This window comes from Arsenophonus sp. aPb (genome assembly GCF_029873475.1).
GTDB lineage: Bacteria > Pseudomonadota > Gammaproteobacteria > Enterobacterales > Enterobacteriaceae > Arsenophonus.
In genome coordinates, this window is sequence record NZ_CP123499.1 from 1,893,550 (window position 1) to 1,912,027 (window position 18,478).

15 protein-coding genes are annotated in these 18,478 nt (G+C 38.5%); 9 read left to right on the plus strand and 6 right to left on the minus strand.

Features of this window, described 5'->3' with window-relative positions; all coding sequences use genetic code 11:
• Nucleotides 1-36: 36 nt before the first annotated feature.
• The 8 genes from rluE to QE177_RS08570 all read left to right on the plus strand — a co-directional run bounded on the left by rluE (nucleotide 37) and on the right by QE177_RS08570 (nucleotide 7,836).
• Nucleotides 37-666, plus strand: a complete 630-nt coding sequence (rluE, locus tag QE177_RS08535; protein WP_348519907.1) for a 23S rRNA pseudouridine(2457) synthase RluE — start codon at nucleotides 37-39, stop codon at nucleotides 664-666.
• The gene (locus QE177_RS08540) at nucleotides 659-1,108 is read left to right on the plus strand and encodes an NUDIX hydrolase (RefSeq protein WP_280548739.1); all 450 of its coding nucleotides are present in this window, start codon (nucleotides 659-661) and stop codon (nucleotides 1,106-1,108) included. The genes rluE and QE177_RS08540 overlap by 8 nt, the downstream gene beginning before the upstream one ends.
• Nucleotides 1,109-1,195: 87 nt before the next feature.
• Entirely contained in the window at nucleotides 1,196-2,305 is a 1,110-nt protein-coding gene (mnmA, locus tag QE177_RS08545) for a tRNA 2-thiouridine(34) synthase MnmA (RefSeq protein WP_280548741.1), read from the plus strand.
• Nucleotides 2,302-2,928, plus strand: coding sequence for a high frequency lysogenization protein HflD (gene hflD, locus QE177_RS08550; protein WP_280548743.1), 627 nt, complete (start codon nucleotides 2,302-2,304; stop codon nucleotides 2,926-2,928). Before mnmA ends, hflD begins: the two co-directional genes overlap by 4 nt.
• A 21-nt stretch (nucleotides 2,929-2,949) precedes the next feature.
• Nucleotides 2,950-4,320, plus strand: a complete 1,371-nt coding sequence (gene purB, locus QE177_RS08555; protein ID WP_280548745.1) for an adenylosuccinate lyase — start codon at nucleotides 2,950-2,952, stop codon at nucleotides 4,318-4,320.
• 175 nt (nucleotides 4,321-4,495) lie between these two features.
• Nucleotides 4,496-5,185 (plus strand): two-component system response regulator PhoP, encoded by a 690-nt coding sequence (phoP, locus tag QE177_RS08560; protein ID WP_280548747.1) that lies wholly within the window; start codon nucleotides 4,496-4,498, stop codon nucleotides 5,183-5,185.
• Nucleotides 5,175-6,638, plus strand: a complete 1,464-nt coding sequence (phoQ, locus tag QE177_RS08565; protein ID WP_280552248.1) for a two-component system sensor histidine kinase PhoQ — start codon at nucleotides 5,175-5,177, stop codon at nucleotides 6,636-6,638. The genes phoP and phoQ overlap by 11 nt, the downstream gene beginning before the upstream one ends.
• 67 nt (nucleotides 6,639-6,705) lie before the next feature.
• Entirely contained in the window at nucleotides 6,706-7,836 is a 1,131-nt protein-coding gene (locus tag QE177_RS08570; RefSeq protein ID WP_280548749.1) for a cupin domain-containing protein, read from the plus strand.
• Nucleotides 7,837-7,908: 72 nt separating this feature from the next.
• Here QE177_RS08570 and pepT read toward each other — a convergent pair whose 3' ends face one another.
• From pepT to lolC, 5 genes are all read right to left on the minus strand, one after another.
• On the minus strand, nucleotides 7,909-9,162 hold the full coding sequence (pepT, locus tag QE177_RS08575) for a peptidase T (protein ID WP_280548751.1): 1,254 nt from the start codon (nucleotides 9,160-9,162) through the stop codon (nucleotides 7,909-7,911).
• A 109-nt stretch (nucleotides 9,163-9,271) separates the two neighbouring features.
• The gene (cobB, locus tag QE177_RS08580) at nucleotides 9,272-10,093 is read right to left on the minus strand and encodes a Sir2 family NAD+-dependent deacetylase (protein WP_280552249.1); all 822 of its coding nucleotides are present in this window, start codon (nucleotides 10,091-10,093) and stop codon (nucleotides 9,272-9,274) included.
• Nucleotides 10,094-10,183: 90 nt separating this feature from the next.
• Nucleotides 10,184-11,431 carry a lipoprotein-releasing ABC transporter permease subunit LolE gene (gene lolE, locus QE177_RS08585; protein ID WP_280548753.1) on the minus strand — a complete coding sequence of 416 codons (1,248 nt, stop codon included), beginning with the start codon at nucleotides 11,429-11,431 and terminating at the stop codon, nucleotides 10,184-10,186.
• A 2-nt stretch (nucleotides 11,432-11,433) separates the two neighbouring features.
• The gene (gene lolD / locus QE177_RS08590) at nucleotides 11,434-12,138 is read right to left on the minus strand and encodes a lipoprotein-releasing ABC transporter ATP-binding protein LolD (RefSeq protein ID WP_280548755.1); all 705 of its coding nucleotides are present in this window, start codon (nucleotides 12,136-12,138) and stop codon (nucleotides 11,434-11,436) included.
• Complete coding sequence (lolC, locus tag QE177_RS08595) at nucleotides 12,131-13,333, minus strand: lipoprotein-releasing ABC transporter permease subunit LolC (RefSeq protein WP_280548757.1); 1,203 nt, start codon at nucleotides 13,331-13,333, stop codon at nucleotides 12,131-12,133. The genes lolD and lolC overlap by 8 nt, the downstream gene beginning before the upstream one ends.
• Nucleotides 13,334-13,528: 195 nt before the next feature.
• Between lolC and mfd the strand changes: the two genes are divergently transcribed.
• Nucleotides 13,529-16,969: a transcription-repair coupling factor gene (mfd, locus tag QE177_RS08600; protein ID WP_280548759.1), complete on the plus strand. Its 3,441-nt coding sequence runs from the start codon at nucleotides 13,529-13,531 to the stop codon at nucleotides 16,967-16,969.
• 84 nt (nucleotides 16,970-17,053) lie between these two features.
• On the opposite strand, the gene QE177_RS08605 is transcribed toward mfd, so the two are convergent.
• Entirely contained in the window at nucleotides 17,054-18,358 is a 1,305-nt protein-coding gene (locus QE177_RS08605) for an NAD(P)/FAD-dependent oxidoreductase (protein ID WP_280548761.1), read from the minus strand.
• Between the last annotated feature and the right edge of the window lie 120 nt (nucleotides 18,359-18,478).

Below are 18,478 nucleotides of genomic sequence, written 5' to 3' on the forward strand. Positions count from 1 at the left end.
GTATAATAGGGATCTCATTTTTTATTATTCATTGCTATGACAAATTTGCATCATAAAAAGTCCAAATCGAAACAATACCATGACAAAAATAGCGCAAATTTTGTCAAACATACGATTAATTCACGTAGAATATTACTGTTTAATAAACCGTTCGATGTATTGTCACAATTTACTGACCATATTGCTCGCCAGACATTAAAAAATTACATTCCTGTTACCAATGTCTATGCTGCAGGACGTTTAGATCGCGATAGCGAGGGTCTGTTAATTCTCACTAATGATGGCAAATTACAAGCTAAATTGACCCAGCCAAATAATAAAATGAAAAAAATTTACTATGTGCAGGTTGAAGGTATACCGGAACAAGCAGCATTACAAAAATTTTGTCGAGGCTTGCTATTAAAAGATGGTATGACCAAGCCGGCAAAAGCTGAACTTGTTGCTGAGCCCAATTGGCTTTGGCCACGTCATCCTCCTATACGCATCAGAAAAAATATTCCAACCAGTTGGCTAAAGATCACCTTATCAGAAGGCCGCAATCGACAAATACGTCGCATGACAGCAAATATAGGATTTCCAACCTTAAGATTGATTCGTTATAGTATTGCCAATTTTCAATTAGATAACTTACAACCTGGTGAATGGAAGGAGATTGATTTTGTTTAAACCGCACGTAACCGTTGCTAATGTCGTTCACGTTAATGGTAAGTTTTTAGTTGTAGAAGAAATTATTAATAATAAATCAGTCTGGAATCAACCAGCTGGACATCTAGAAGCCAACGAAACTATTTTGGCTGCCGCTAGCCGTGAGCTGTATGAAGAGACCGGTATTAATGCATTTCCCCAGCAATTAATAAAAATCCATCAATGGATAGCGCCTGATGGCTGTACTTTCCTACGCTTTCTTTTTTTGATTGAACTAGATGAAATGCCTGAAACATCTCCACAAGATAATGATATCCATCAATGTCTATGGGTTACTGCCGATGAAATATTATCCAGCTCGTGCCTTCGTTCACCTTTAGTAGCAGAGAGCATACGCTGTTTTATGAGCCGAAAATTTTTTCCGCTAACCTTAATCGACGCTTATCAATTTCATAGCGGCTAATAGAGATTAATCTAATGCTGCTATGGTGCAACTTGACACAGCATGTTAAAATATTTGTTTTATGTTTGCCCGCAGTGAGATTTATTCATGTCAGATAACCAGTTGAAAAAAGTCATCGTTGGAATGTCCGGTGGCGTTGACTCATCCGTATCCGCTTACCTATTAAAACAACAAGGTTATCAGGTTGCCGGTCTATTCATGAAAAACTGGGAAGAGGACGATAATGAAGAGTATTGCTCAGCAGCTACCGATCTTGCCGATGCGCAATCCGTATGCGATAAACTCGATATAGAGCTTCATACCGTTAATTTTGCCGCCGAATATTGGGACAATGTTTTTGCCCATTTTCTTGCTGAGTATAAAGCTGGCCGCACTCCAAATCCTGATATTCTGTGTAATAAAGAAATTAAATTTAAAGCTTTTTTAGAATTTGCTGCAGAAGATCTGGCGGCAGACTATATTGCCACCGGCCACTACGCTCGACGCAAAACGGTTAATGGGCGCCATCAATTACTACGTGGCCTGGATAATAACAAAGATCAAAGCTATTTTCTTTATGCTTTAGATCAAGCGCAACTGGCACAAAGTCTTTTCCCAATAGGTGAACTAGAAAAATCAACCGTTCGCCGTATCGCTGAAAAAATTGGTTTAATTACAGCCAAAAAGAAAGATTCAACAGGAATTTGTTTTATTGGTGAACGTAAATTTCGCGACTTCCTCGCTCGCTACCTGCCGGCTAAACCAGGTATGATTATAACGGTTGACGGTAAAATTTTAGGTGAACATTCAGGCTTAATGTATCATACGTTAGGTCAACGTAAGGGATTAGGTATCGGTGGCGTAAAAGAAGCTAACGACGATCCCTGGTATGTTGTCGATAAAGATATTAAAAATAATCGCCTAATTGTTGCCCAAGGCTATAATCACCCACGTTTGATGTCGACAGGACTTATCGTCCAACAAATCCATTGGATTAATCCACCAGTATTAAACGAAAGCAATCAATGCACAGTTAAAACGCGTTACCGGCAGCCAGATATACCCTGTACAATTAAGCAATTAAGTGACAATAAAATCATTGTGCAATTTGACTACCCTGTTGCAGCCGTCACGCCCGGTCAATCCGCAGTCTTTTATCAAGGTGACATTTGTTTAGGCGGTGGCGTTATTGAAACACGTATTCAGGAGTCAATGTGAGCAAAAATTTTTATGATATTACACTTGCTTTTGCCGGTATCTGCCAAGCATGTCATTTAGTTCAACAAATAGCTCATAACGGAAAGATTGACGATAATGCAACAGAAGTTATGATTAATAGCACACTAAATATTAATCCAACATCCACATTAGATGTTTATGGAAATAGCGAGGCAAATCTTCGTGTTGGTTTAAATACTTTACTTGCTATACTTACCGCCTCAAATAATACCCTTTACTCTAATTTAACCCGCTACTTATTAAGTCTTATCGGATTAGAGCGTCGACTAAGAAAAAATCCATCGGCAAGTAATGAACTAAAACAACGTATTGAACTACTTCAACACCAAAAAAATTATTTTGAGCCTATGTCCAGTGGTATTTTTAACGCGCTAGCGGGTATTTATGTGGATGTGATTAGCCCTATTGGCCCGCGTATTCAGGTAACGGGTGCTCCTGATATCCTTCAAAATAGTTCGGTACAAGCTAAAGTGCGTGCATTACTTTTTACTGGCATTCGTAGCGCTGTTCTCTGGCAACAAATCGGTGGAAGCCGCCTACAATTAATGTTTTCGCGACAACGTTTGATCACTCAAGCAAAAGAAATTCTTGCTCATTGTTAATAAATTTGGGAGTCACTAGCAATGGAATTATCTTCACTGACTGCTGTATCGCCAATTGATGGCCGCTACAATGATAAAGTCAGTCTATTACGTCCAATTTTCAGTGAATTTGGTTTACTAAAATATCGTATCCAAGTAGAGGTACGCTGGCTACAAAAATTAGCAGCATGTGCTGACATTAAAGAAGTGCCCGCATTTAGTATCGAAGCAAAAACTTATCTTGAGCAAATTGTAACTAGCTTCAATGAAAATGATGCCATTCAGATCAAACAAATCGAACAAACAACCAATCATGATGTAAAAGCGGTTGAATATTTTCTAAAACAAAAAATGGCCGCCATGCCTGAATTAGAAAAAGTGGCAGAATTTATTCATTTTGCCTGCACCTCTGAAGATATTAATAATCTTTCCCATGCGCTAATGTTAAAAACTGCTCGTGATCAAGTGATTCTGCCAAAATGGCGAAAAATTATTAATACCCTAAAAGAGATGGCACATCTTTATCGCGCTTTGCCGCTACTATCAAGAACCCATGGCCAACCCGCAACGCCGACTACGATAGGTAAAGAGTTTGCCAATGTTGCTTATCGTATGGAACGACAATATCAGCAACTTGAGCAAATCGAAATTTTAGGCAAAATTAATGGCGCTGTGGGTAATTATAATGCCCATTTATCCGCTTATCCTGATATAAACTGGCATCTGTTCAGCGAAGAATTTGTTACTTCATTAGGTATCAAATGGAATCCGTTCACCACCCAAATTGAACCCCATGACTATATTGCTGAACTATTTAATTGTATTGCTCGTTTTAATACCATTTTGATCGATTTTGATCGGGATATCTGGGGTTATATTGCCCTTAATCATTTCAGACAAAAAACCGTCGCCGGTGAAATTGGTTCATCAACCATGCCACATAAAGTTAACCCGATAGATTTTGAAAATTCCGAAGGTAATCTTGGGCTAGCAAATGCCTTATTAAATCATCTGGCAAATAAATTACCGATTTCACGTTGGCAACGTGATCTAACAGATTCAACGGTATTACGTAATCTAGGGGTCGGCATTGGTTATGCTTTGATAGCCTATCAAGCGACATTGAAAGGCTTAAGCAAACTAGAAGTTAATGAGCAAAACTTACAAATGGAATTAGATGCAAATTGGGAAGTGCTGGCTGAAGCTATTCAAACTGTTATGCGCCGCTATGGAATTGAAAAACCTTATGAAAAACTAAAAGTGTTAACCCGCGGCAAGCGAGCTACAGCCGATGACATCAAAGCATTTATTGATGACTTAGATTTACCTCAAACAGAAAAAGATCGCTTAAAAACAATGACTCCAGCTAACTATATTGGTTACTCAATTAATCTGGTGGACTATTTAAAATAACGTCAATCGGTGAGCAATATTGATTGCTCACCCTACGTTTTCCTTTAATTAGCCAATCAAACCCCATAATTATTTTCTTTTCATTCACTAATATCTTGCCGTCATCCAGCTATCCTTCTAACATAGGATTTATTACTACTTTTTCTAGTAGAGCTATTGAGAAATTGAGGTTGTTATGCGGATATTAATTGTAGAAGATAATGCGCTTTTACGTCACCATCTAACTGTCCAGTTAAAAGAGACCGGTCACCAAGTAGATGCAGCAGCAGATGCTAAAGAAGCCGATTATTTTTTACAAGAGAGTAATCCCGATATTGCAATTGTTGACTTAGGATTACCGGGTGAAGATGGATTAAGTATGATCAGGCGTTGGCGGCAAGACAATATTAAATTGCCTATTTTAATATTAACCGCTCGTGAGCGCTGGCAAGAAAAAGTGGTTGCCTTAAATAGTGGCGCCGATGATTATGTAACAAAACCTTTTCACCTGGAAGAGATTTTAGCACGGATTCAAGCATTAATGCGTCGTAATAGTGGGCTTGCTTCACAAATACTTCAACTAGGTGATTTTATTATTGACATGTCACGTAAGGAATTCACTATTAAAGATAAAAATATAAAACTCACTGCATTTGAATATACGATTTTAGAAACTTTAATGCGCAATAACAGTAAGGTGGTGAGTAAAGAGTCACTGATGCGCCAGCTTTATCCAGATGCAGAATTGCGTGAAAGTCATACTATCGATGTCCTAATGGGACGATTACGAAAAAAAATTATGCAAGTATGGCCTAATGATGTCATTGTGACCGTTCGTGGGCAAGGTTACCGTTTTGACGCAGAACAGCCCGATGATGCTATTTAATTTTTTAAAACGCAAAAAACCCTTTTCGTTGCGAACACGTTTTTTACTTGCAACTTCAGGGATAATATTAGCATTGACACTCTCCTATGGTGCCGTTGCAATTGTTGGCTATTTAGTTAGTTTTGATAAAACAACCTATACCTTACTACGTAGTCAAAGTAATCTATTTTATAGTTTGGCTCAATGGCGTAATAATAAGTTAGATATTCATGTCCCGACTGACTTTAACTTAAATGCCTCGGCTTTTATTTTAATTTATAATCAACAAGGTGAAATTCTGTGGCGACAACATAATATTCCCGCTATTGAAAAAGCTATCGAAAAAGAGTGGCTAAAAAAGGATGGGTTATATGAATTAGACACCGATTTAAAAACCACTCGCGAATTAATTAAAGTCTCACCTAACGGCAGTAAACCAGCTAAAAAAATCACTGATATTGAGAATCCTTCTTTAACACACTCAGTTTCTGTCAATCACTATCAGGCAACCAAAAATCTACCGCAACTTACCATTGTGGTAATAGATACCTTACCTTTAGATTTACAAAAAACTGGATTAGTTTGGGAATGGTTTGGCTATGTTATATTAACCAATTTTATTCTGGTTATTCCACTGCTTTGGCTAGTGACTTCCTGGAGTTTATACCCGATTAAGTCATTAAGCTCACAAATAAGCGGCATCGAAAAAGGCGAACGGGAAGCATTGGATGAAAATCCGCCATTAGAGCTCAGCGGATTAGTGCGTAACTTGAATAATTTACTCGTAAACGAACAAAAGCGCTATACCAAATATCGTACTACACTCGCTGATTTGAGCCATAGCCTAAAAACTCCGTTAGCCGTATTACAATCAACCCTCCGTTCTCTGCGCTCAAGCAAACAAATGACCATTGAACAAGCCGAGCCTATCATGCTGGAACAAATTGGCCGAATTTCACAACAAATAGGTTACTATTTGCATCGTGCAAGTATACATAGTGAAGATCATTTCGCGATCCGAGAAATTTCTTCTGTCTCTGCTTTATTAGATAATCTATGTAGTGCCTTAACAAAAGTATATCAACAAAAGGGCGTCAATTTGACCCTCGATGTCTCGCCTGAAATTACTTGGCTAGGTCAACCGATAGATTTTATGGAAATTATGGGTAATATTATTGAAAATGCTTGTAAATATTGTCTTGAATTTGTCGAAGTTAGCGCTAATAGCACCGAAAATTCGTTAACCATTATTGTAGATGATGATGGTCCTGGTGTTGCTGAAGATAAACGTGATTTGATTTTTTTGCGAGGTCAACGCATTGATACACTACGACCTGGACAAGGTTTGGGTCTCTCTATTGCGGCTGAAATTATTGAACAATATGACGGAGATATTGCTATTACTCATAATCCATTAGGTGGAGCGCGAGTGATTGTCACTTTTAGACAACAATTCCCGCTAACAGATAGCTAATATCACTAAATAGCAACGCCATTTGCTTATCTTTTAGCTAACAAATTAAATAAATATGCAGAATAAAATGACTGACTATCAACTTAATATTAATTGGCCAGATTTTATCAAAAATTTTTGGCAAAAACGGCCGTTATTAATTAAACAAGGATTTACTAATTTTATTGATCCTATCTCAGCTGATGATTTAGCGGGATTAGCCATGGAAGATGAAGTGGATAGCCGATTAGTAAGCTTTCAAGATGGAAGTTGGAATGTTACTCACGGCCCTTTTGATAACTATGAACAATTGGGCGAGACTGGATGGTCACTTCTAGTACAAGCCGTTAACCATTGGCATTATCCATCAACTGCCTTATTAGCCCCCTTTCGTGTTTTATCTGATTGGCGAATTGATGATTTAATGGTTTCTTATTCTGTCCCAGCAGGTGGCGTTGGCCCCCATATTGATCAATATGATGTTTTTATTATTCAAGGTCTTGGCCGCCGTCATTGGCGAGTAGGTGAAAAAAAGACACTGAAACAACATTGTCCACATCCAGATCTACTCCAAGTTGAACCTTTTGCTGCCATTATTGATGCACAACTTGAGCCAGGTGATATTCTTTATATCCCGCCTGGCTTCCCACATGAAGGTTATTCCATAGAGACTTCACTTAATTACTCCGTCGGTTTTAGATCACCAACGAGCCGTGAATTATTTAGTAGTTTTGCCGATTATCTTATCGCTAATGACTTAGGTAGTTACCATTATAGTGATCCAGATATAGCCACTCGTGACAATCCTGCTATGATATTGCCAACTGAATTAACTGAAATACAACTTATAATGCAACAATTGCTTGCTCAACCACAAATTTTTACTCATTGGTTTGGCACATTTATTTCTCAGTCTCGTCATGAGTTAGATATCGCGCCGCCCGATCCATCCTATACCGTTGAGCAAGTTATTCAGCTTCTCCGTCAAGGAAATACGCTTTACAAACTTAATGGCTTACGTACTTTATGTGTAGCAAATCAATACTTTGTTAATGGTGAACAATTAAAATCGCCTAAATCAAATATAACTGCCATCAATATTCTGTTTGAAAAGTCCGAAATTCAAGTTGATATGTTAGGTAACGCATTGAATAACCATTATTTCATGCAATTAGTAACAAAACTAATTAATGATGGATATTGGTATTTTAACGATTAAAATTATTTAACCTGTATACAATAAAACATGATTGGCTTAACGGGTTGATAATTTTATTTGGTAGGTTAACTATCATTCGTTCACAGCCACTCTGTCAGATTTAACATATTGTGCCGTTAATGTCACAATCCGTAGAATGACCTCAACTGCCTGCTGCATACCTTCTAGAGAGATAAATTCATATTTACTATGAAAATTATATCCACCAGTAAAAATATTCGGACAAGGTATTCCATAATCGGTTAACAATGAGCCATGGGTAATATCTCGCATCGGTTGCACAATAGGTTTTATATGGCAGTCAATCATCGCTTGTTTAGCAATTTCAATGACATGTGGATGCTGGCAAACAACTTTATTCATATTGTAACAAATGTCATCGACCGTCAATTCAATGTAACAATCAGGATGCAAATCTTTTCCCAGTTCTTCAGCAATATGGAACATAGCTCGCTTACGTTTGATAAAGTTTTGCTTATCAAAATCACAAATAATATAATTCATTTCAGTTTTTTCTACTGTGCCTTTAATACCATTCAGATGATAAAAACCTTGATCCATTATGGTGGACTTTGCTATTTCTTGGCTTGGGATCTGATTATGAATACGGGTAGCCAATGTCAAAGCATTTACCATATCCTCTTTAAAACTCTTCTTAAGCGTCCCTTTACCAATAATTTTTATCCTCACGTTAGCGATATTAAAATTCTCGTATTCAAGCCCACCAATTCCCCTTCCAACCAAACTATAAGCCCACTGTACATTAAATTTTTCTAAATCAATGTTATGCGCACCACGACCTATTTGGGCATCGGGTGTAAACACAATATAAATGTCACCATGGGGAATATTTTGCTGTTCTAAATGACTTATCGCCGTCATAATTTCAGCAATACCCGCTTTATTTTCTGCGCCTAATAAGGTTTTACCATCAGTCGTAATTATGGTTTTACCTATCATTTCATGCAGAATGGGAAACATCACTGGCGATAATACCGAATTACCAGTACCTAATGCGATATCACCGCCACGATAATTTTCAATCAATTGTGGCTTAACATTTTTACCAACAAAATCAGGTGAAGTATCGAGATGGGAAATAAAACCAATAGCAGGGACAGAATATTCAATATTAGCGGGTAACTTTGCCATTACACAGCCGTTTTCTAGTAGCTCGCTAGCAGAAATTCCTAGCTCTGACAGTTCAGTCAATAATAACTTTGCTAATTTTACCTGGCCAGAGCTGCTAGGCTTAGATTTTGTATAAGTCTTTGACTGACTATTAATCGCAACATATTCCCAAAAACGCTCTAAAAGCCTATCCATTTCTCCTCCCTCAATCAACTGTTAGCGCATTATGCGGAAGGAATTAATGACAATTATTGCGTCAAATCAGCTTTAGCAGCATATATTAATAAAACACACTAATACTTAATCAGAGTTTGATCTCTGCAACTAAACCGTCAATATACTTTTCAACAATTTTAGTTGCCGCACCATAATGTTTTTCATCAAACTGGCTTTCAACTTGGCTGGGCTCAAGATTTAATTCAACAGTATGTGCACCAGCAAGTTTAGCTTCATGTACAAATCCAGCTGCTGGATAAACATGCCCCGATGTACCAATTGCGATAAAAATGTCCACTGATGATAAAGCTTGGTAAATCACCTCCATACCTAGTGGCATTTCACCAAACCAGACAATATGGGGACGCAAAGGTTGTGGAAATTGGCAACAGTGACAACGGTCATCGGTTGTTAAATCACCTTTCCAATCAATAACCTGACCTGATTGACAACAACGAGCTTTTAATAATTCACCATGCATATGAATAATGCGTCTATTACCCGCTTTTTCATGTAAATTATCAATATTTTGCGTAACTAATAAAAAATTATCACCCAAAAGATGTTCTAATTTTGCCAACGCATAATGGGCTGCGTTGGGTTTTATATCTGGTTGCTGTAATTGATAACGACGCTGATTATAAAAACGTTGTACCAATTCTGGATCTCTCACAAAACCTTCAGGTGTTGCGACATCTTCAACTCGATGCTCTTCCCATAAACCATCCGTAGCACGAAAAGTACGAATGCCAGACTCAGCTGAAATGCCGGCGCCGGTTAAAATGACAATTTTTTTTCTTTTCATCTTATCAATCAACTGTTTATCACGGTAAAAAAGACAACAACGAAATCTTTGCCGATGTAAATTTTTCTTTTTGCGTAACTTTCTAAGCCGACAATGAAACCGCATCATAGACAGTATCCTTTTTCATGCTAAACGCCCATTACTTTCAATCAAACAATCGCCTCTTTTAGATAATGACAGCAAAAACAATAACGGTTATTGCCCACTTAAAATTCGCGCCGGATCTATTTTTGTTGCCCGTTTAGCTGGATACCAACTAGCGAGTAAACTTAAAATTAATGTTGTTAACATGACATAAAATACATCGGTAATATGAAGCTCAGAGGGTAAAAAATCGATAAAATAAACATCACCTGACAAAATAGAATGACCAACTATATTTTCTATATATTTAATAATAGCCGTTAAATTTAGTGATATAAAAATCCCGACTAGCATACCAATAAAACAACCAACCATTCCCGTTATTAATCCATACCATAAAAAAATAGCACGAATAAAACTATCTTTAGCACCAAGTGTTCTCAATACCGCAATATCACTGCTTTTATCTTTTACTGCCATTACAAGCGTAGATACAATATTAAAACAGGCAACACCAATGACCAATATCATGGCAAGATACATAATGCCCCGCACCATTTGAATATCGCTATACATGTAGCCATAATCCGTTATCCAACTTTTGATAGTGACATAATGGCCAGTATTTATACCCGCATCATAGACAACTTTATTGGCGGCAAAAACATCAGTCACACTGATCTGAAAACCGGTAATACCATCACCATAGGCTAAATATTGCTGAGCATCTTGCAATGGCACGATTGCTAGTTGATGATCTAACATGCCATTTAATTTGAATACACCAATAACAGTGACACTAATTCGATTCGGTTGCTGAATACGTAATTTATCATCATGATTAGGGATCATGATGGTAATATGATCGCCGGGCGAAACTTTTAATGTTTCTGCGACACCTTGACCTAAAATAATTTCGTTATTGCCTGGTTTTAATTTTTGCCATGCCTCATTCAATATAAAATCAGGTAATGAACTGACAGTTTGCTCTGATGATAAATCAACACCAGCTACTTGAATTGCTTTCAATGCACTGCCTTTTTCCAGTAATCCGGTAAAATTAATATAAGGTGATACACCTACCACACCGGGAGTTTGTCGAACTTTAGCTAAATCAGCTTGCCAATTTAAATAAGGCTGATTGACTGCCGCAATTTGGCCGTGGGGGACAACTGAAAGTATGCGATTTTTTAATTCACGTTCAAAGCCATTCATCGCACTTAAACCAATAATCAACACAGCAACGCCGAGCACAATACCCAATGTAGAGATAATTGATATCAATGAAACCAAGCCAGCCCTTTTTTTACCTCGACTAAAGCGAAGTGCAATTTTTAACGCACCAGGCAATTTCGCCATGATTATTGCACTCCCATTAAGGAACGCTCATCCTGTAAATAACCATCCCGCATTTCTAACTGATGCGTTAAACGGCCAGCAAGCCGCAAATCATGGGTTACCACTAAAAATGCCGTTCCCTTTTGCTGATTAAGTTCCAATAATAGATCAAAAATGACATCTGCATTGTGTAAATCTAAATTACCTGTTGGTTCATCGGCTAATACTAAAGCCGGTTCGTTAACGATTGCCCGGGCAATCGCAACGCGCTGACGCTCACCACCCGATAACTCAGCCGGGCGATGATTTACTCGATGCGATAAACCGACTGCTGTTAGCATTTCATTGGCTTTTTGCTGCGCTTTTACCGGTGCCATTTTGCCAATTAATAATGGCATCATCACATTTTCCAACGCGGTAAAATCCGGTAAAAGATGATGAAATTGATAAATAAATCCCAACTCTTGATTACGTAGTTCTGCTCTACCACTGGTAGAAAGCGAACTAATTTTTTTACCATTAAAAATAACATCACCACTGGTTGGCGTATCTAACCCACCCAATAAATGAAGTAGCGTACTCTTGCCAGAACCTGAGCTACCCAGAATTGCCATCATTTCACTCTTATTGATAGAAAATGAGATATTTTTAAGCACGTTGGTCGAAATTTTGCCATCTTGATAACTTTTACACAGGTCTTGGCAAACTAATAGCGGAGAATTATTCATAACGTAAAGCCTCTGCAGGTTGTACGATGGCTGCACGCCAAGCTGGATAAAGGGTAGCCAATAATGAGATAGCAATTGAAGATAAAGCAATGAATATAATACGGCCAGGATCAATAGATATTGGCAATTCGATACCTTTGGCTAATAAACCCAGCATTGGCATTATTATATTAAGCTGGCTTGCGATAAATAGACCTAATAATGTGCCAATGAGGGTACCAATAATCCCAGCTCCGGCTCCCTGTAGCATAAAAATAGCCATAATTTGGCCTCGCTTTAAACCTAATGTCTGCAAAATAGCCACTTCGGACTGTTTTTCCATGACTAATAATGAAAGTGAAGTAACAATATTAAACGCTGCCACGGCAATAATGAGACTCAATAATAAGCCCATCATATTTTTTTCCATTCTAACCGCCTGAAAAAACTCACCTTTTCGTTCTCGCCAATCCTTCCATATCATACCTACCGGTAACGTTTGTTCACTCAAGCTATCAACAGTTAATGGTGAGTCAAGATAAAGACGCCAACCCGTAATATTACCGATCGGAAAACGCATTAATCGTGCTGCGTCCTGCTGATTAACCAATAATTCACTATTATCGGCTTCACCTTGGGTAGCAAAAACGCCGGCTACAGTGAATAAACGCTGACTGGGTATTCTGCCCATTGGGGTAAGCTGACTAACACCAGGCACTATTAATCTCAATTGATCTCCTCGCTTTACCTCCAATTGTTCAGCCAATTTTATGCCTAAAATAACATGGTAACTACCGGCGGTTAATACTGTCGGATCAACATCTTGCAAATGCTTTAACAAAGGCTCGGTCGACGCTTCATCAACGCCAATCATGACCGCAACCCCCACATTTTGCCTGCTTTGTAATACCACATCACTTTCCACAATTGGGGCAATGCGATTGATTCCCTGTAGATAGGTTACATTTTTTGCTGGATATTGACTGGGATTGAGATTTCCTTTAGGTGTCGTTAAAATAGCCTGTGGCATGTATGCTAAAATACTCTGCTGTAATGAACGTTCAAAACCATTCATAACAGCAGTAACAGTAATTAATGCCATAACGCCTAGTGCAATGCCAATCGTAGATAAACTCGATACGAACCGACCAAAGCGGTCACCTGTTCGTCCACGTATGTAACGTAGACCAATATAAAAGATAACAGACTGAGACATGAAATCCGATATACCTCTGTTGCCAAAGCAAAGTGTTTGGCGATAATAAAGGGTAGCGTCACTGAATGGAACCACCCTAAGCCAATGTTTTACGATTTTTTATATCTAACTTAACAGATTAGACTATTTTTCGTTTGTTTTAGTGTCAACAAAACAAGTATTACAATTTCTATCAATGAGAATCAATTAATCCTTATGTCGGCAAAATATTATTACCAACTACCCAAACAAAAAGGTGATACTCGCCATCTGGGGTGTCTAATTGGCGCGGCAGCCGCTGTTGAGTGTGCTGATATTGTCGAACGCCATCCGGGTCTTGTTGTTTTGATCACTCAAGATACGCATAATGCCTTAAAATTATGTGATGAAATACAACAATTTTCTCCCCATTCAGTAACAATGCTGTCGGATTGGGAAACGCTTCCTTATGATAATTTTTCACCACATCAAGAAATTATTTCAGCGCGGTTAGCCAATCTTTATCGACTGCCAACCCTAACAAAAGGTTTATTAATTCTTCCGGTTAATACCTTAATGCAAAAAGTTTGCCCTATTAATTTTCTAACCAGTAATGCCCTGGTTATGCATAAGGGAGATAAACTTTCACGTGAAAAATTACGTAATAATCTTGATAAAGCCGGTTACCGACATGTTGAACAAGTGCTCGAGCATGGTGAATATGCTACTCGTGGAGCGTTACTTGATCTCTTTCCAATGGGCAGCGACTACCCTTATCGGATTGACTTTTTTGATGAAGAAATCGATAGCTTAAGAACTTTTGATGTTGACAGCCAACTTACTATAAGCGAAGTTGAGCAGATAAATTTACTACCTGCTCACGAATTCCCCACAGATGATAAAGCCATTGAGTTATTCCGTAGCCAATGGCGAGAACATTTCGATATACGTCGCGATCCTGAGCATATTTATCAACAAATCAGTAAAAAAATATTACCCGCAGGAATTGAATACTGGCAACCCCTTTTTTTCAATCAATCGTTATCTGCGCTATTTGACTATTTTCCCGCTAATACTTTGCTGATTACCCAAGATTTAGCCGCAGCTGTTGATAAATTTTGGGCTGACACTTATCAGCGCTATAAGAGTCGCCGTGTTGATCCCATGCGTCCTCTACTATCCCCTGAAACACTTTGGCTAAATAGCGAACAACTTAATCGAGGCCTTAAGGCATGGCCACGTATCAAAATTTCCGTTGCATCAGTTAGCCAAAAAGCAGGCCATATTAACCTGCCCTATATCGCTTTACCTGATTTAAATATCAGTCAGCAAAATACAGCGCCACTTGATAAGCTCGATCAGTTCAGCAGAAATTTTACCGGGCGGATTATTTTTTCTGCACAAAGTGCTGGACGTCGTGAAACAGTACAAGAGCTACTGGCACGGATAAAAATTAATCCTAATAGAATTAAAACCCTGAATGAAACTCATAAACCAGGTTTTTATATCACAGTGGGTGCTGCTGAACAGGGGTTTATTAATCAGGATCAACAAATTGCCTTTATTTGCGAAAGCGATATTTTAGGTGAACGGGTTATTCAACGTCATACTGAACAACGTAAAGCCATCAATACTGACCTATTGATACGTAATTTGGCAGAATTATGTCCAGGACAACCCGTTGTTCACCTTGAACATGGTGTTGGACGTTATCAGGGGTTAACCACTTTAGCTGCAGGCGGTATTCAAGCTGAGTATTTAATGCTGACATATGCTGGCAATGATAAACTTTATGTTCCAGTTTCATCGCTAAATTTAATTAGTCGTTATAGTGGCGGCGATGATGAAAGTGCACCATTACATAAATTAGGTGGTGATGTTTGGACTAAAGCCAAACAAAAAGCAGCCGAAAAAATTCGTGATGTTGCCGCTGAGTTGTTAGATATTCACGCTCAGCGTAGTATAAAGCCAGGTTTTGCTTTCAAACACGATAAAATGCAATATCAACTTTTTTGTCAGGGTTTTCCCTTCGAAACAACCGTCGATCAAGAACAAGCAATTAATGCCGTGTTAAGTGATATGTGCCAACCAATTGCTATGGATCGCTTAGTCTGTGGTGATGTCGGCTTTGGTAAAACCGAAGTAGCAATGCGAGCAGCATTTCTGGCAATAACCAATAATCAACAAGTTGCCGTATTGGTGCCAACAACATTGCTAGCGCAACAACATTTTGATAATTTTCGCGACCGTTTTGCTAACTGGCCAGTGCGGATTGAAATGCTGTCACGCTTTCGCAGTACAAAAGAACAGCAACAAATTATCAACGCAGCGGCTGAAGGAAAAATAGATATCTTAATTGGTACCCATAAATTACTGCAAAATGATATTCGTTGGCATGCACTTGGATTATTAATTGTCGATGAGGAACATCGTTTCGGGGTTCGTCACAAAGAGTTAATTAAATCGATGCGAGCTAATGTTGATATTCTGACATTAACGGCAACACCTATTCCTCGAACCCTTAATATGGCAATGAGTGGCATGCGTGATCTGTCTATTATTGCTACCCCTCCTTCTCGTCGATTATCGGTTAAAACCTTTGTTCGTCAATATGATGACTTAATTGTGCGGGAAGCCATTTTGCGTGAAATATTACGTGGTGGACAAGTTTACTATCTGTTTAATGATGTAAAATATATTGAAAAAACCAAAGAGCGTTTGGAGTCGTTGGTACCTGAAGCGCGTTTTGTGATTGGCCATGGTCAAATGCGCGAAAGAGATCTGGAGCGGGTAATGACCGATTTCCACCGGCAGCGGTTTAATGTATTAATCTGCACCACTATTATTGAAACGGGAATCGATATTCCTAGCGCGAATACTATCATTATTGAACGCGCAGATCATTTTGGTTTAGCGCAATTACATCAATTACGTGGCAGAGTTGGTCGTTCTTACCATCAAGCTTATGCATATCTTTTAACACCACATCCTAAAGCGATGACTCTCGATGCGCAAAAACGGCTTGAAGCGATCGCAGCGCTAGAAGATCTTGGCGCTGGCTTTGCATTGGCAACCCATGATCTTGAAATTCGTGGTGCAGGTGAGTTGCTTGGTGCAGAACAAAGCGGGCAGATGACCACTATCGGATTTACACTTTATATGGAACTGCTAGAAAATGCTGTTGAGGCATTAAAGCAAGGCAAAGAACCTTCTTTAGAAGAGCTAACCCGCCAACAGACTGAAATTGAGTTAAGAATGCCAGTATTGCTACCGGATGATTATATCCCTGACGTCAATCTCAGATTATCCTTTTATAAAAGAATAGCCAGCGCCAAACATGACACAGAGCTGGATGAGTTAAAAATGGAACTTATCGATCGTTTTGGTAACTTGCCCGATGCAGGCAAACAGTTACTACAATCTACTGCCATCCGGATGCATGCGCAAGCATTAGGCATTAAACGCATAGAAGCGCATGAAAAAGGTGGATTTATTGAATTTAGTGAACAAAATAGAGTAAACGCCACTTTTCTTATCGCGTTACTACAAAACTCACCAGAGGTTTATCGGCTAGATGGCCCTAATAAATTAAAATTTGTTAAACCATTAATCACTTATGCTGACAGGCTCACTTTCGTTAGCCAATTAATTGCCGATTTTCAATCACATCTAGTATAAATTAATTCATTGCGTCTTATTTTAATTAAATAAGACGCAATGGTTAATATCAAATCTAACGCTATTAAGAGTGTTCAGCGTAAATTAGTGTAATTTTAATCGAGGTCGAATGATACGATTAATACTACCCACTAACATCATCAATCCGGTTTTAATATAACCGTGTAATGCTATCTGATGCATGCGATAAAGTGAAATATAGACTAGTCGAGCGATTTTCCCTTCAACCATCATATCACCGCCCACTAAATTTCCCATTAGGCTGCCAACGGTACTAAAACGAGACAATGAGACTAAAGAGCCATGGTCTTTATAAACATACTCTTTCAACTCTTTACCTTCTAGTAATGCCAGGATATTTTTATAACATAAAGTCGCCATTTGATGCGCCGCTTGTGCCCGCGGAGGCACAAATCCACCCTCTTTTTTAGGACAAGAGGCACAATCACCTATGGCAAAAATAGCACTATCGAGTGTAGTTTGTAGGGTTGGTTTAACGACCAATTGATTAATTCGATTGGTTTCTAAACCGCCAATTTGTTGCATAAAATCAGGTGCTTTAATGCCAGCCGCCCAAACCATAAGATCAGCGTTAATTTTTTCTGCCGATTTTGTGTTGAGGCCATCAGCATCTGCTCGGGTTACCATGGTCTGGGTTAAAACACGCACACCCAATTTGGTTAATTCATGATGAGCAGCAGTAGAGATCCGTATAGGCAAAGCCGGTAAGATGCGCTCTCCTGCCTCAACCAGAGTTACATTAAGTGCTTCTTTATCTAAGCCTTCAAACCCATAACTCGTTAATTGCTCGATAGCATTATAGAGTTCAGCAGACAATTCCACCCCGGTTGCGCCACCACCAACAATTGCGATATTGATCTTATCATCCGGTTTATGTCGCACCGAGTAACTGAGAAATAAATTTAACATTTCGTCATGAAAACGATGCGCTTGCTTAGGATTATCTAAGAAAATACAATGTTCTTTTACGCCAGTGGTACCAAAATCATTAGACACACTACCTAACGCCATGACTAAAATATCAAAATTTAGCTGTCGTTCAGGAACTAATAATTGCCCTTCTTTGTCATGTATCGCTGCAAGTTTAATGGTTTTATTTTCACGATCTATATCTGTCAAACAACCTAATTGAAAATGAAAATAGTGATTACGAGCATGCGCCAAATAACTCAGTGCATCAACACCATCATCTAGAGAGCCAGCCGCAACTTCATGCAGTAGTGGTTTCCACAAATGGCTTTGATTACGATCAACTAATATAATTTCAGCTTGATTCTTGCGCCCTAATTTATGCCCTAATTTAGTTGCAAGTTCTAATCCTCCTGCCCCACCACCGACAATGATAATCTTGGTTTTTGGCGTCATCATAACTACCTTATCCTAAAATAATTTTTTGTTATTTAATTAAATTTGATAATTAGCTTTAAATGGCTTAATTTTTCAAAAAAAGTTTATTTTGCCTACAGAATAACATAGTTGATTATTTGC

Excerpts from the sequence above, each read along its gene's own strand:
- rluE (WP_348519907.1), top strand. The coding sequence starts at position 37 with ATGACAAATTTGCATCATAAAAAGTCCAAATCGAAACAATACCATGAC.
- mnmA (WP_280548741.1), top strand. The coding sequence starts at position 1,196 with ATGTCAGATAACCAGTTGAAAAAAGTCATCGTTGGAATGTCCGGTGGC.
- purB (WP_280548745.1), top strand. The coding sequence starts at position 2,950 with ATGGAATTATCTTCACTGACTGCTGTATCGCCAATTGATGGCCGCTAC.
- phoP (WP_280548747.1), top strand. The coding sequence starts at position 4,496 with ATGCGGATATTAATTGTAGAAGATAATGCGCTTTTACGTCACCATCTA.
- phoQ (WP_280552248.1), top strand. The coding sequence starts at position 5,175 with ATGCTATTTAATTTTTTAAAACGCAAAAAACCCTTTTCGTTGCGAACA.
- QE177_RS08570 (WP_280548749.1), top strand. The coding sequence starts at position 6,706 with ATGACTGACTATCAACTTAATATTAATTGGCCAGATTTTATCAAAAAT.
- pepT (WP_280548751.1), bottom strand. The coding sequence starts at position 9,162 with ATGGATAGGCTTTTAGAGCGTTTTTGGGAATATGTTGCGATTAATAGT.
- cobB (WP_280552249.1), bottom strand. The coding sequence starts at position 10,093 with ATGCGGTTTCATTGTCGGCTTAGAAAGTTACGCAAAAAGAAAAATTTA.
- lolE (WP_280548753.1), bottom strand. The coding sequence starts at position 11,431 with ATGGCGAAATTGCCTGGTGCGTTAAAAATTGCACTTCGCTTTAGTCGA.
- lolD (WP_280548755.1), bottom strand. The coding sequence starts at position 12,138 with ATGAATAATTCTCCGCTATTAGTTTGCCAAGACCTGTGTAAAAGTTAT.
- lolC (WP_280548757.1), bottom strand. The coding sequence starts at position 13,333 with ATGTCTCAGTCTGTTATCTTTTATATTGGTCTACGTTACATACGTGGA.
- mfd (WP_280548759.1), top strand. The coding sequence starts at position 13,529 with ATGTCGGCAAAATATTATTACCAACTACCCAAACAAAAAGGTGATACT.
- QE177_RS08605 (WP_280548761.1), bottom strand. The coding sequence starts at position 18,358 with ATGATGACGCCAAAAACCAAGATTATCATTGTCGGTGGTGGGGCAGGA.